This window comes from Agrobacterium sp. 22-226-1 (assembly GCF_053522345.1).
In genome coordinates, this window is sequence record NZ_JBNWCP010000002.1 from 598,708 (window position 1) to 612,123 (window position 13,416).

Annotated in this window: 15 protein-coding genes; 8 read left to right on the forward strand and 7 right to left on the reverse strand. The window is 60.7% G+C overall.

The features are described 5' to 3' along the window. Window positions 1-189 precede the first annotated feature (189 nt). Genes ACQZ5K_RS05660 through ACQZ5K_RS05675 form a run of 4 tightly spaced genes read right to left on the reverse strand, consistent with a single transcriptional unit; the run spans window position 190 to window position 3,698 of the window. Entirely contained in the window at window positions 190-948 is a 759-nt protein-coding gene (locus ACQZ5K_RS05660; RefSeq protein ID WP_448739838.1) for an ABC transporter ATP-binding protein, read from the reverse strand. Next, on the reverse strand, window positions 948-1,784 hold the full coding sequence (locus tag ACQZ5K_RS05665) for an ABC transporter ATP-binding protein (RefSeq protein ID WP_448739839.1): 837 nt from the start codon (window positions 1,782-1,784) through the stop codon (window positions 948-950). Before ACQZ5K_RS05665 ends, ACQZ5K_RS05660 begins: the two co-directional genes overlap by 1 nt. Window positions 1,785-1,788: 4 nt before the next feature. Continuing rightward, on the reverse strand, window positions 1,789-2,676 hold the full coding sequence (locus ACQZ5K_RS05670) for an ABC transporter permease (protein WP_448739840.1): 888 nt from the start codon (window positions 2,674-2,676) through the stop codon (window positions 1,789-1,791). Further along, window positions 2,676-3,698: an ABC transporter permease gene (locus ACQZ5K_RS05675; RefSeq protein WP_448739841.1), complete on the reverse strand. Its 1,023-nt coding sequence runs from the start codon at window positions 3,696-3,698 to the stop codon at window positions 2,676-2,678. The genes ACQZ5K_RS05670 and ACQZ5K_RS05675 overlap by 1 nt, the downstream gene beginning before the upstream one ends. A gap of 315 nt (window positions 3,699-4,013) precedes the next feature. Here ACQZ5K_RS05675 and ACQZ5K_RS05680 point away from each other — a divergent pair, with 315 nt between their 5' ends. Next, entirely contained in the window at window positions 4,014-4,649 is a 636-nt protein-coding gene (locus tag ACQZ5K_RS05680) for a LysE family translocator (protein WP_448739842.1), read from the forward strand. A gap of 27 nt (window positions 4,650-4,676) precedes the next feature. Here the strand turns inward: ACQZ5K_RS05680 and ACQZ5K_RS05685 are convergent, their stop codons facing one another. Both ACQZ5K_RS05685 and ACQZ5K_RS05690 read right to left on the reverse strand, forming a co-directional pair. Next, window positions 4,677-5,408, reverse strand: coding sequence for a FadR/GntR family transcriptional regulator (locus tag ACQZ5K_RS05685; RefSeq protein WP_142780551.1), 732 nt, complete (start codon window positions 5,406-5,408; stop codon window positions 4,677-4,679). 95 nt (window positions 5,409-5,503) lie between these two features. Next, window positions 5,504-6,490: a GlxA family transcriptional regulator gene (locus ACQZ5K_RS05690; RefSeq protein WP_448739854.1), complete on the reverse strand. Its 987-nt coding sequence runs from the start codon at window positions 6,488-6,490 to the stop codon at window positions 5,504-5,506. Between the two features lie 130 nt (window positions 6,491-6,620). Here ACQZ5K_RS05690 and ACQZ5K_RS05695 point away from each other — a divergent pair, with 130 nt between their 5' ends. The 7 genes from ACQZ5K_RS05695 to ACQZ5K_RS05725 all read left to right on the forward strand — a co-directional run bounded on the left by ACQZ5K_RS05695 (window position 6,621) and on the right by ACQZ5K_RS05725 (window position 11,510). Continuing rightward, window positions 6,621-7,448, forward strand: coding sequence for an alpha/beta fold hydrolase (locus ACQZ5K_RS05695; protein WP_080819259.1), 828 nt, complete (start codon window positions 6,621-6,623; stop codon window positions 7,446-7,448). Window positions 7,449-7,473: 25 nt separating this feature from the next. After that, window positions 7,474-8,265, forward strand: coding sequence for an SDR family NAD(P)-dependent oxidoreductase (locus ACQZ5K_RS05700; RefSeq protein WP_448739843.1), 792 nt, complete (start codon window positions 7,474-7,476; stop codon window positions 8,263-8,265). A gap of 13 nt (window positions 8,266-8,278) precedes the next feature. Beyond that, entirely contained in the window at window positions 8,279-8,764 is a 486-nt protein-coding gene (locus ACQZ5K_RS05705) for a hypothetical protein (RefSeq protein WP_003524730.1), read from the forward strand. 265 nt (window positions 8,765-9,029) lie between these two features. Further along, window positions 9,030-10,325 (forward strand): bifunctional sulfur transferase/dioxygenase Blh, encoded by a 1,296-nt coding sequence (gene blh, locus ACQZ5K_RS05710; RefSeq protein ID WP_448739844.1) that lies wholly within the window; start codon window positions 9,030-9,032, stop codon window positions 10,323-10,325. Further along, window positions 10,319-10,672, forward strand: a complete 354-nt coding sequence (bigR, locus tag ACQZ5K_RS05715) for a sulfite-sensing transcriptional repressor BigR (protein WP_448739845.1) — start codon at window positions 10,319-10,321, stop codon at window positions 10,670-10,672. The genes blh and bigR overlap by 7 nt, the downstream gene beginning before the upstream one ends. Continuing rightward, the gene (locus ACQZ5K_RS05720) at window positions 10,669-11,076 is read left to right on the forward strand and encodes a YeeE/YedE family protein (protein ID WP_448739846.1); all 408 of its coding nucleotides are present in this window, start codon (window positions 10,669-10,671) and stop codon (window positions 11,074-11,076) included. Before bigR ends, ACQZ5K_RS05720 begins: the two co-directional genes overlap by 4 nt. After that, window positions 11,073-11,510 (forward strand): DUF6691 family protein, encoded by a 438-nt coding sequence (locus ACQZ5K_RS05725; protein WP_448739847.1) that lies wholly within the window; start codon window positions 11,073-11,075, stop codon window positions 11,508-11,510. The genes ACQZ5K_RS05720 and ACQZ5K_RS05725 overlap by 4 nt, the downstream gene beginning before the upstream one ends. A 74-nt stretch (window positions 11,511-11,584) precedes the next feature. On the opposite strand, the gene gpmI is transcribed toward ACQZ5K_RS05725, so the two are convergent. After that, complete coding sequence (gene gpmI / locus ACQZ5K_RS05730) at window positions 11,585-13,102, reverse strand: 2,3-bisphosphoglycerate-independent phosphoglycerate mutase (protein WP_448739848.1); 1,518 nt, start codon at window positions 13,100-13,102, stop codon at window positions 11,585-11,587. Window positions 13,103-13,416: the final 314 nt, after the last annotated feature.

Sequence of the window (13,416 nt, forward strand, 5' to 3'; positions counted from 1 at the left end):
GGATGCCGGATCTAGTCCGGCATGACGGAAGGCGGGTCTCGCACTATGTCAGTAGCCTAGGCGTAATTGGCGGTCCGCCATCCCCGCCGTAGCCATTCCAAAAAAATGCCCGGCAGGGAGGCCGGGCAAGGAAGGAGGATGTTATTATCCGTGACGCCCCGGAGGAGGACGGTCACGGTCTTGGAGCCGTCACGCGCCTTCATATTCCAGCGAGGCGCCGATCAGTTCGCGCGCATAGGAATGCGTCGCGCCATTGCCGGCGATAGCCTCGCGCGGCAGGATTTCGGTGATTTCGCCGCGCAGCATCACCGCGAAGCGGTCGCACATGTGATCGACGACGGCGAGATCGTGGGTCACCATGATATAGGTGAAGCCGCGCTCTTCCCGCAGGCGCTGGAGGAGGTTGAGGATTTCCGCCTGCACCGAGACATCGAGCGCAGACGTCGGCTCGTCTAGCAAAAGCAGCGACGGTTCGAGGATCAGCGCCCGGGCAATCGCCACACGCTGCCGCTGACCGCCGGAAAGCTGGTGCGGGAAGCGGTCGAGGAAAGAGATGGGCAGTCCGACATCCGTGATGACCTTGCGCATCCGCTCTTCCCGATCGCCGAGCTTGTGGATCGCAAGCGATTCCGAAAGCACGGTGCGCACGGACTGGCGCGGATGCAGCGACCCGTAGGGGTCCTGAAACACCATTTGCAGCATGCGGCACCGCTCGATCAGCGGCATATCGCGTACCGACCTGCCATCGATGAGGATGTCACCGGTCCAGAAATCGTTGAGCATGGAGACGCAGCGAAGCACGGTGGATTTGCCCGATCCGCTTTCGCCGACCAGGCCGAAGCACTCGCCCGGCTCGACGCGGAAGGATACGGAAGGCAGCACTTTCAGCGCCGTATGGCCGCTGCCGAAGGTGATGGAAAGATCGCGGGTTTCAACGGAAACGGCCATTATACGTTCTCCTCCAGCCATTCGGGGCGGCGATCCAGCACCGCAAGCGGCGCACGCGAGCCGCCGATACGCGGCTGCGCCGCCAGCAGGCCGCGCGTATAGGGGTGCTGCGCCTGATCGAGATCGCGTGCGGCGAGCGTTTCCACCACCCGGCCGGAATACATGATGAGCACCCGGTCGCAGAAATTGCGCACGAGATTAAGGTCGTGGCTGATCATGATGAGGCCGATGCCGCGATCGCGCACCAGACCGTCGAGAATATTCAGCACCTGCAGCCGCACCGTCACATCAAGCGCCGAGGTCGGCTCATCCGCAATGACGAGATCGGGATCGGCAAGCAGCATCATGGCGATCATGACACGTTGACCCATGCCGCCGGAAATCTCATGCGGATATTGCTCATAGACACGTTCGGCATCGCGAATCTTCACCGCATCGAGCATGGCCAGCGCCTTTTCCTTGGCCTCGGCTTTCGACGCCTTGAAGTGGCGCAGATAAGTCTCCGTCACCTGATCGCCGACCCGGCGGATGGGGTTGAGGGAGAATTTCGGATCCTGAAGGATCATCGACATGCGCCGGCCGCGAACCTTCAGCATCTCCTTCTCATCGAGGGAGAGAAGATCGAGACCATCGAAATCCAGCCTGTCGGCGGTGATCGTCGCCGATGGCAGAAGGCGCAGCAGGGCGCGGCCGACGGTGGATTTGCCCGAGCCGCTTTCGCCGACGATGCCGAGCCGTTCCCGGCCAAGAGTGAAGGAGATGCCACGCACCGCCTCGATGGGCGAGCCGCCATAGCGGATGCGGAGATTTTCGACGTCGAGGATTGTTTTTTCCATGGCCCTATCTCCGGTTCATCTGCTTCGGATCGAGCGCATCCCGCAGGCCATCACCCAGAAGATTGAAGGCAAGGCTGACGGAGAGGATCGCAATGCCGGGGAAGGTGACGAGCCACCAGCTATCCAGCATGTAACGCCGTCCGGTGGCGATCATCGCCCCCCATTCCGGCAGCGGCGGCTGCGCGCCGAGGCCGAGGAAGCCGAGGCCGGCGGCGGTGAGAATGACGGTCGCCATGTTCAGCGTCAGGCGGATGAGGACCGAAGGCAGGCACATGGGCATGATCGACTTGACGATGATGCGTAGCGGCGATGCGCCCTGAAGCCGCGCAGCGGCAATGTAATCCGCCTTGCGGAAGGTCATGGCTTCGGCACGGGCAAGACGCGCAATCGGCGGCCAGGAGGTGAGCGCAATCGCAATGATCGCATTGTTAAGGCTGGGCCCAAGTGCTGCGACGAAGGCGAGCGACAGGATGAGGCTCGGGAAGGACAGGAAAATATCCGTGATGCGCATCATCACCGTGTCGAACTTGCCGCCGAGATAACCGGAAGCCGTGCCGACCAGAAGCCCGACGGGACCGACGATGATCGACACCAGCGAGATGATGGTGAGTGTGATGCGTGCGCCCCAGAGAAGGCGGCTATAGATATCGCGTCCCAACTCGTCCGTACCAAAGACGTGGCCATTACCCGGCGCCTGCAGCGTATTGGCGAGATCCTGCGCGTAGGGGTCATGCGTCGCAAGCCAGGGCGCGAAAATCGCGGCGATGACGAGCAGCAGCAGGACGGCCAGACCGAAGGCCGATGTCGGGCTTTTCAGGAGGAAAACGACGATGTTCTTCAGCGCGTTCAAGGGCACCGGAAGGCGGAAGGAGGTGTCTGTACGGGCCGTCATCAGCGGGTCCTCGGATCGAAAAAGCGGTAGAGAATGTCGGACAGGAGATTGAGCCCGATGAAGATGACGCCGACGATGAGAACGCAGGTCATCACGGCATTCATGTCGCCGATGATAAGATTGCTGGTGAGATATTGCCCGAAACCCGGCCAGGCGAAGACGGTCTCGATCAGCACCGCGCCTTCCAGCAGCGAGCCGTAAGCAAGGGCAATGATGGTGACCAGCTGCACGCGGATATTGCCAAAAGCATGCAGCCACACCGTCTGCCTCTGAGACAGGCCTTTGACGCGGGCCGTCGTCACATATTCCTGGCCCAGCTGATCCAGCATGAAGCTGCGCGTCATGCGGGTGATATAGGCCGAGGAGGAATAACCGAGCAGGGCGGCGGGAAGGATAAGATGGTTGATCGCCGACCAGAACACTTCCGTGTCACCCGCAAGCAGGCTGTCTATCAGCAGAAAGCCCGTCCGCTCCTCCACCAGACCGATATAGAACTGGTCCATGCGGCCACCGCCGCCAACGAGGCCGAGATGGGCGTAAAAAACGATCAGCGCGATCATGCCGGTCCAGAAGATCGGCATGGAATGGCCGAACAGGCTGAGCACCCGCACCAGATGATCCTGCCAGCGGTCTTTGTTGACGGCGGCATAAACGCCCATGGGAATGCCGAGGCCGGCGCCGATCAGGATCGCGAAGGTCGCAAGCTCCATCGTCGCCGGCATGACCCTGATGATGTCTTCGATGACCGGACGGCCGGTGCGGATCGAGGTTCCGAAGTCGCCGGTAAACACGTCTCCCAGATAATAGAAGAACTGTTGCCACAGCGGACGGTCGAAACCGAGCGCGTGATAGACCTGTTCATAGGTTTCGCGCGTCGCGTCCTCGCCCACAATCGCCCGCACGGGATCGGCGGGCATCAGGCGGCCGATAAAAAAGGTCAGCAACAGCAATCCAAGCAGCGTAACCGCAATACTTCCGATCTGGCCGGACAGGCCATACAGCGAAAGGCGTCTTTTTGACATGATTCCTCCCTTGCCAGAGATCGACCGCGCAAGTGACCAGGGCGCAATCCTGTCTGACAACTATCCGCAAGTTGTCACAGGTGTTGGAGACTGTCAAGCGCATGCCAGCGAAATCTGTATTGGACGAGGTTCCGAAATATGTGTCCGGGGTGGAAATTTCAGACCGGGCTCACCCGGCTTTCGTTTTTGTTTTGGGGATAAGTGCCTTCGTTGCCGCAACCGCAAAAGCCTGTATTCTCCGCCTTGCGGAATGCGCGGATACCTGTCCCCCGGCCATGATGCCGATGACGTCCGCGCCTTCAGGGGGAAGGAAATATGGCTGAGATGACGCTTCTGGCATTTGCCGTGGTCGCCTTTATCGGAATTGCGACACCGGGCCCCACCGTTTTGCTGGCGCTTGCCAATGGCTCGAGATTCGGAATACGCCGCGCCATGATCGGCATGACTGGCGCTGTTCTCTCGGATTTCGTCCTGATCGGCGCGGCTGCGCTGGGACTGGGCGCCCTGCTCGCGGCCTCCGAATTCTGGTTCGGCGTCGTCAAATGGGTGGGCGTCTGTTATCTTGCCTTCCTCGGCATCATGCTTTTGCGCTCAAGAGGCACGCTCGATGGTGCTCTTCAATCCGCAGAGGCCAACGGGGTCGCTTCCGCCCGTTCGATTTTCCTCAAGAGCTTTCTCGTGGCGGTGACCAACCCCAAGGGATATCTGTTCTTTTCGGCTTTCCTGCCGCAATTCATCGATCCCGCCGCGCCGCAGATCCAGCAATATGCGGCGCTTGCGCTGATCTTCGCCGGCATCGATTTCATCGTGATGTTCGGATATGCCCTGCTCGGCTCGCGGGCCGTCCGGCTGTTGCGGAAATCCGGAGCCCTGTGGCTCGACCGGATTTGCGGCGGCGCGCTTCTGACGCTCGCCGCTTCGCTGGCCTTCTATCGGCGGGCAACTGCGTAAACCATTGACATATCGGCCATTTCAGGATCACTCCACCGCGGTGCGGGAGCGCAGAAGCACCTTGTAGCGCTCAAGACTGCCGCGCAGATGCGCCGCCATATATTGGCGGGCGGCATCGGCATCGCCTTCGATGATGGCGTCGACGATCCTTGCATGCTCCTCCTGGAGATGCAGGTTGTAGTCCTTGGGACGAGATCCTGGCGCCGCACCCTGCAATTCGCCGCGGGGAATGATGCCGGAGCGAATGAGTTGAAGGAATTCCGGGAAACGCCTGTTCTGCGTCGCCTGTGCAATGGCCAGATGGAACTCGAAATCGGCGTCCCGCGTCGGCAGGCCGGCGGCGAGACAATCACCAACGCGCCGATGCGCATCCACAATCGCCTCCACCTGCACGGCGGAACGGCGCGATGCCGCAAGCCCGGCGGATTCGACCTCGAAAACGGTGCGCAATTCCAGCAATTCGATCACCGAGGAAATTCGCCCGACGGCCAGATCGTTAAAGGGCAGCTCCTTGGCCGGTTTTACTTCGACGGCAAAAACGCCCGCGCCCTTGCGGGCTTCAACAAGGCCATCGGCGCGCAGAATGGCGATGGCCTCGCGCACCACGGTTCGGCTGACGGAATATTCACGCGTCAGTTCGCTTTCGCTTGGAAGACGGTCCCCGGGGCGGAACACACCCTCCGACAGATCCCGCCGCAACGCCGAACTGATTTTCGCCGCGAGCGATACCCCCTGCTTCGTGCTGCTCTCAACGTCCATTCCGGCCCACCTGTTTTAAACTTGTCTGGCATGTTAGCAAACGCCCGCGACATTGCAAGGGTCGGGACCCGCGCCGCCGGGACGGTTGGCCACCCTCACGCCGCAGCCATGGCCGCACTGCTGGAAAAGCGGCTTCTATATTCACCCGGTGAGAGACCGAGAATACGGTGAAACACCCGGCGAAAAGCGGCTGAATCCTCATAGCCCACCGACCAGGCGATCTGATCGACCGAACGGCGGGTGAATTCCAGCAATTCCCGCGCCTTGCCGACCCGCAGATGCTGGACGTATTCGATGGGCTTCATGCCGGTCGCCGCCTTGAAGCGGCGCAAGAAGGTCCGCTCCTCCAGCCCGGCATGGCCGGCCATGTCGGCAACGCTCGTCGCCCGCCCGGCGCGGGCCTGCAACCAGTGTTGCACCTTCAGGATCGGCTCATCGCCATGCGTCAACCTTGGGGCAAAGCTGCTATAATGGCGCTGTTCACGCCCCGAAGGATCGATCAGCAGGAACTTTCCGGTCTCGATCATCACCGAAGGTCCGAGCAGTCGGTCGACGATGCGCAGGCCAAGATCGGTCCACGCCATCAGCCCGCCAGCCGTGATGATATCGCCATCCTCGATGACGATCTTGTCGATCTCCAGCCGGATATCGGGAAAACGGTCGCGGAACCGCTCGGCAAACAGCCAGTGGGTCGTGGCCGGGCGGCCGGACAAAAGACCGGTCGCGGCGATGATGAAGGAGCCGCCGCAACTGGCGGCCAGCGTCGCGCCCTGCGCATGCCGATCCAGCAGCCAGCGGGCGTAAGGTTCGGCTTCAGCGATTTCAGCAGGCCCGGTCAACCGGCCGGGTACGACGAAAATGTCGGGATGTCCCGGCCTGCCGGGCTCGGTGTCATGACAGCGGGAAAATTCACCGCTCTCGCCCATGCTCCAGTGGCTAACCCGCAATTTCGGCCCGCCGCGATCCTGTGAAAATACCGACGCGATGGCAAAAAGATCGGTGATGCCATGTACCATGGCGATCTGACAGTCCCGATAGAGGACCAACCCCACTTCCAGCGCGCTTCCCGTTACACCTGCCATGCGCCCCACACCCCGTTTTGTCAGTTTCGGCTCGTTTTCTGTCAGAAGCGCCAATCCAGCCCCGGCGACCTCCAGAGTATCTCTATTCCCACGGGACGCAAGCAAGCTCCCTGCAACAGGAGAGAGAGCCATGACAACGATCACCACCAGAGACGGAACGCATATTTTTTACAAGGACTGGGGCCCGAAAGACGGCCAGCCCATCATCTTTTCCCATGGCTGGCCGCTCAGCGCCGATACATGGGATGCGCAGATGGTGTTCTTCGCCAATCACGGTTTCCGCACCATCGCCCATGACCGCCGCAGCCACGGCCGCTCCGATCAGGTCTGGCATAACAATACCATGGATCAATATGCCGACGATCTGGCCGAGCTGATCGAACAGCTCGATCTTCACGACATCATTCTGGTCGGCCATTCCACCGGCGGCGGCGAGGTGACACGCTATATCGGCCGCCACGGCACGGCCCGCGTCGCGAAAATCGCCCTCATCGGCGCGGTACCGCCGCTGATGCTGAAGACGGAAAGCAATGCCATCGGCCTGCCGATCGATGTTTTCGACGGTATCCGCAAGGGCACCTATGACAATCGCAGCCAGTTCTTCAAGGACCTGACCATTCCCTTTTACGGCTACAACCGCGAGGGTGCCGTGATATCCGAAGGCATTCGCGACGAATTCTGGCGGCAGGGCATGATGGGCGGCCTGAAAGGTCAGCTCGACAGCATTCGCGCCTTTTCGGAAAGCGACTTCCATCAGGATTTGAAGGCCTTCGACAAACCGACGCTGGTTCTGCACGGCGATGACGACCAGATCGTGCCGGTCGGCGCTTCCGCGCTTTCCACGGTCAAAATCGTCAAACATGCGGTTCTCAAAATCTATGAGGGCGCCGACCATGGCCTGACGCAGACCCATCAGGACCGGTTCAACGCCGACCTTCTCGCCTTCATCAACGCCTGAAACCGCCGCACAAGGAGACACGGACATGACACAGAATACATTTCTCATCACCGGCGCATCCGACGGCATCGGCGCGGTCTATGCCGAACGTCTGGCAAAGCGCGGCCATGATCTCATTCTCGTGGCGCGGCGTGCCCAGAAGCTGAAGGCGCTGGCCGCACAGCTGGAAAAGGATCATCACATCGCAGTCGAGGTTCTCTCCGCCGATCTTTCCAGGGCGGAAGACCTCGAAAAGGTGGAGGTGCGGCTGCGTGAGGACCGGCGGATTACCGGCCTCGTCAACAATGCCGGCATTGCCGGCGAGGGCGCGATCACGGCGCTGGACCCGGCCTATGTGACGACGATGATCAACCTCAACATTCTTGCCGTCACCCGGCTTGCGGCGGCCATCGCACCGCGCCTTGCCGCCGATGGCAGGGGCACGATCATCAACATCACCTCGGTCACAGCTTTGATGCCGGCGGCGTTCACCGCCGTCTACCCGGCCACCAAGGCCTTCGTACTTGCCTTCACCGAGGCGCTGCAGGCGCAGCTTTCACCCTCCGGCGTGCGGGTTCAGGCCGTCCTGCCGGGCATCACCCGCACGGCGATCTGGGAAGAGGAAAGGCTCGATGCCATTCCGGCCGCCATGGTCATGGATGTTTACGAGATGGTGGATGCGGCCCTTGCCGGCCTCGATCTCGGCGAAGCGCTGACCATTCCTTCCCTGCCGGATACGGCCGATCTCGAAAATTTCCTTGCAGCGCGCGCGGCGTTAAGGCCCAATCTGTCGCATGCACTTGCCGCCAGCCGGTATCGTGCAGCCAAAACCGAATAGAGGGAGACGTATCATGATCCTCGGACTGACCATTCCCCAATTCACGGCATTGCATGTGGGCTTAAGCTTCATCGGCATTGCCACCGGACTGATCGCCCTACCCGCTTATGCGGCGGGGCGGTGGATGCCCCGCATGATGGCGATTTTCCTCGTCACCACGCTCGCCACCACGCTTACCGGCTTCCTGTTTCCAATCGGAAATTTCACACCGGCACTCGGCGTCGGCATCATCTCGACCCTCGTTCTGGCAATCGCACTGGTTGCGCTTTATGGATACGGTCTGAATGGCAGGGCGCGCATCATTTATACGATCACCGCCACGATCAGCCTTTATCTCAATATGTTCGTGTTGATCGTTCAGGCTTTTCTCAAGGTCGAAACACTCAACAACCTGGCGCCGAACGGCAATGAACCGCCCTTCGTGGTCGCCCAGACGGTTCTGCTTGTTGCAGCCATCTGTCTTGGCTGGAAGGCGACACGCCGCAGGCTCGCCGTCTGAAACGAGCCTGAATTCGAACCGCTTTTCGCGAACATGCCTTGTGCCCCAATATTTCGGGCGCAAGGCATGTTTTTGCATGTCAAATACAGGCAATCTCCGCCAACCCGTCACAAAACGAAGAAATCCCGCCTCTAGGATTTCCTTCCGAACCTTTCCTGAAAATACGGCAGGAGACATTCGGAAACGAAGGCGGTCCGCGCCCTTGTAAACAAACAATATACATTATATGATAATATATATTAAATTATTACAACAGGAGATGCCGATGAATGCCGTGAAGATCAACGAGCGTCTGACAGTTGCGGGCCAGCCGATGATCGCCGATTTCCCATCGCTCTCCGCCCAGGGTTATAAAAGCATCATCAACGCCCGGCCTGATGGGGAAGAGCCCGGTCAGCCGGGCAATGCGCAGGAAAAAAGCGCCGCCAGCGCGGCGGGCATGGATTATGGTTTCATCCCGGTCAGCGGCCCTACCATTACCGAAGCCGATATCCGCGCCTTCCAGCAGAAAATGGGGGAAGCGGAAGGCCCTGTTTTTGCCCATTGCAAGGGCGGCACCCGCGCGCTCACGCTTCATGTTCTTGGGGAAGCACTGGATGGGCGCATCGAAAGGGACGATATCGAGGCTTTCGGCAAGGCGCATGGCTTTGACCTTTCCGGCGCCACCCGCTGGCTGGAACGGCGTGCGGCGGCGGTTCCGCACGTCAAGGCATTCTTCGATCCGCGCACATGGAGCGTGCAATATGTCGTGTCCGATCCCTCGACCGGGCGCTGCGCCATTATCGACCCGGTCTATGATTTCGATGAGAAATCCGGCGCAACCGGAACGATGAATGCCGACGCCATTCTGGACTATGTGGAGAGCCAGGGCCTGTCGGTGGAATGGATTCTCGATACCCATCCGCATGCCGACCATTTTTCCGCCGCCCATTATCTGAAGCAGAAGACCGGCGCGCAGACGGCGATCGGCGCGAAAGTCACCGGCGTACAGAAGCTCTGGCAGGAGAAATATAACTGGGCGGATTTCGAAACCGACGGCTCGCAATGGGACCGGCTGTTCGAGGCGGGCGACAGGTTCAATATCGGCTCCCTTGAAGCGCGCGTGCTGTTTTCGCCCGGCCACACGCTCGCCTCCGTGACCTATGTGGTGGGTGATGCCGCCTTTGTGCACGATACGCTTTTCATGCCCGATTCCGGCACCGCGCGCGCCGATTTCCCCGGCGGCAGCGCCAGGGAACTCTGGGCATCGATCCAGGACATTCTCGCCCTTCCCGACGAAACACGGCTTTTCACCGGCCACGATTATCAGCCCGGCGGCCGCGCGCCTAAATGGGAAAGCACGGTCGGCGAACAGAAGCGCAGCAATCCGCATCTTGCCGGCATGACGGAGGAGGGTTTCATCCGTCTCAGAGAAGCGCGGGATCGCACATTGCCGATGCCGAAGCTCATTCTCCACGCCCTGCAGGTCAATATTCGCGGCGGCCGCCTGCCGGAGCCGGAAGCGAATGGCAAGCGTTACCTGAAATTCCCGCTCGACGTGCTGGAGGGCAGCATATGGTAAAGAAAAACGCGCTGGAAAAGCCCCGGCATATTGCAGAAATCCCTCTCCCCGCCATGGAAGAGCGGGCTGTCGAGGTCGCGCTGCTTCTTAAAACGCTTGCCCATCCCGCGCGGCTGATGCTCGCCTGCACGCTGGCGCAGGGGGAGTTTTCCGTTGGTGAGCTGGAGGTGAAGCTGGATATTCGCCAGCCGACGCTTTCCCAGCAGCTGGGCGTCCTGCGGGAAGCCGGTGTGGTCGAAACCCGGCGCGACGCCAAGCAAATCTTCTACCAACTAAGCGAAGCGAAAGCGGCGCAACTGATCGAGGCCCTTTACACCATATTCTGCGCGCCGGAGGAGACCCCGTGAGCCCCTACTGGCCCTCTCTTTTCGGTGGCATGCTGCTCGGTCTTGCCAGCATTCTGCTGTTTCTTTTCAACGGCCGCATTGCCGGCATCAGCGGGATCATGGGAAAAATGCTCGGCAGGGAGCGGCGTCTTGTCGATTTCGCCTTCATCGCCGGCTTGCTGGCCGGGCCTTATATCCATGCCGCCGCATTCGGTCGGCTGCCTGCCGTCACCATAGTTTCACCATGGCCGCTCATCCTCATTGCCGGTCTGCTGGTGGGTTTTGGCACACGCATGGGCTCCGGCTGCACGTCCGGCCATGGCATCATGGGGCTGGCGCGATTTTCCCGGCGCTCCATCGCCGCGACCGCCACCTTCCTGATCACCGGCATTTGCGCCGCGACGATAAAGGGAGCCCTGTCATGAAAAATCCGGCCGTTGCGCGTGTTACCCTGGCATTGGCCGCGGGAGCGCTGTTCGGCTTCGGCCTCTCGCTGTCAGGCATGGTCGATCCGGCTCGCGTTTCCGGTTTTCTCGACGTGGCGAGCGGCCATTGGGACCCGAGCCTGATGTTTGTCCTCGGCGGTGCTGTGATGGTCGCCGTGCCGGGTGTGCTGCTCAGCCGACGTCTCGCCAAACCGGTCCTAGCAGAGGATTTCAGTCTTCCGGCAAAAACCCGCATCGACCGGCCGCTCATAACAGGCTCGGCCATTTTCGGCGTCGGTTGGGGGCTTGCCGGTTTCTGCCCCGGCCCGGCACTATCGGCTCTCGCCCTCGGGCTGATGCCGGTCGTTCTTTTCGTCGGCGCCATGATTGTCGGCATGCTGGTTCACGACCGCCTCTACGCAAAGCAGCCATAACGCAAACGCTCGTTCGGCGCGCGGGGAACGGGCAGTCGCGCGGGGCTGGAACGCTCCCGCGCGACGGCATGTGACTAGAGGTCGATCAGGCTTTTGCCTGTCATTTCCGGCGGCAGCGGCACATTCATCAGTTGCAGCAGGGTGGGCGCGACATCGGCGAGAATGCCGTCATGCAGCTTCGCACCTTCAGGGCCACCGAAAAGGATCACCGGCACCGGATTGGTGGTGTGCGCCGTATGCGGGCCACCGGTCACCGGGTCGACCATGGTTTCGCAATTGCCGTGGTCAGCAATGACAAGCATCGCGCCACCCACTTTTTCGAGGGCGGCAACGACCGCACCAAGCCCACGATCCACGGCTTCACAGGCCTTGATTGCGGCCTGCAGATCGCCAGTATGGCCGACCATATCGGGGTTGGCATAATTGGTGACGATCAGATCGTAACCCTTGCCTATCGCCTCGACGAATTTTTCCGTCACTTCCGGCGCGCTCATCTCCGGCTGCAGATCGTAGGTCGCAACCTTCGGGGATTTCGGCATGAAGCGGTCTTCGCCGACCTCCGGCTCTTCCTTGCCGCCATTCAGGAAGAAGGTGACATGTGGATATTTTTCCGTCTCGGCGAGGCGGAACTGCGTAAGCCCCTGCTTCGCCACCCATTCGCCCAGCGTATTGACGATATCGCGCTTGGGATAGGCCGTGGTCATGAAATCATTGTGCCGGGTGGAATATTCCACCATGCCGAGCAGCGCCGAAAGGACGGGCTTTTCGCGCGGAAAACCGTCGAAATCGTCCGCCCCGATGGCGAGCAGGATTTCACGGGCACGGTCGGCGCGGAAATTCAGGCAGAACAGGCCGTCGCCGGCCTTGAAACCTTCATAACCATCGATCACCGTCGGCAGGATGAATTCGTCGGTGACGTTGTTTTTGTAGCTCTGGGCAACGGCGCTCACCGCATCCCGCGCGTGTTCGCCTTTCGCCAGAACCATGGCGTCATAGGCTTTCTCGACGCGCTCCCAGCGATTGTCGCGATCCATCGCATAATAGCGGCCGATCACCGTGCCGATGCTTGCTCCCTGCGGCAGGCTTGCCACCAGTGCCGCCACAAAATCTTCAGCCGATTGCGGCGCGACATCGCGGCCGTCGGTGATGGCATGTACCACGACCTTCAGACCGTGGCTGATCATCAGCCTCACCGCCGCCTGGCCGTGGAGGATATGACCATGGACGCCGCCATCGGAAACGACGCACATCAGATGCGCCACACCGCCCGCGGCCTTCACCGTGGCGGCGAAATCAAGCATCGCCGCATTGCGGAAAAAGCTGCCATCCTCAATCGCCAGATCGATCTGGCCGAGATCCATGGCGACGATGCGGCCGGCGCCGATATTGGTGTGGCCGACTTCCGAATTGCCCATCTGCCCGGTGGGCAGGCCGACATTCGGGCCGAATGTGGTGAGCCTCGCATTCGGGCAGGTGGCGAAAAGCCGGTCCATGGTGGGCGTATTCGCCAGCACCGGCGCATTGCTGGATGTGTCCTCGTTCAGCCCCCAGCCATCGAGAATAGTCAGGACAACGGGTTTGGGAGTGCGCATGGGAGGACCTTCTTCTTCATTCGGTTGCCGGCGGAGGGCGGACCGCCGGGCACCGGAGCGCCCTCTTCCGCCACTATGATCATGATGAGAAAACATGCTTCTCGTTCTTCTCTTCTATACCCGAAGATGACGAACGCAAGCCTATACCGACAGCGAAACAGTTCCGTGAAGGTTGAAAACGCGGGCTAAGAAATGCGGTCATGACACGCATAAGTCCTCATCAAGTCAGTCTTGTTTGGATGTTTTCATACTCTTTGAGCCTGGCGTTTGCGATCACGACGATGTGCCGCATTATCGCGCCGAGGGCTGTGAGC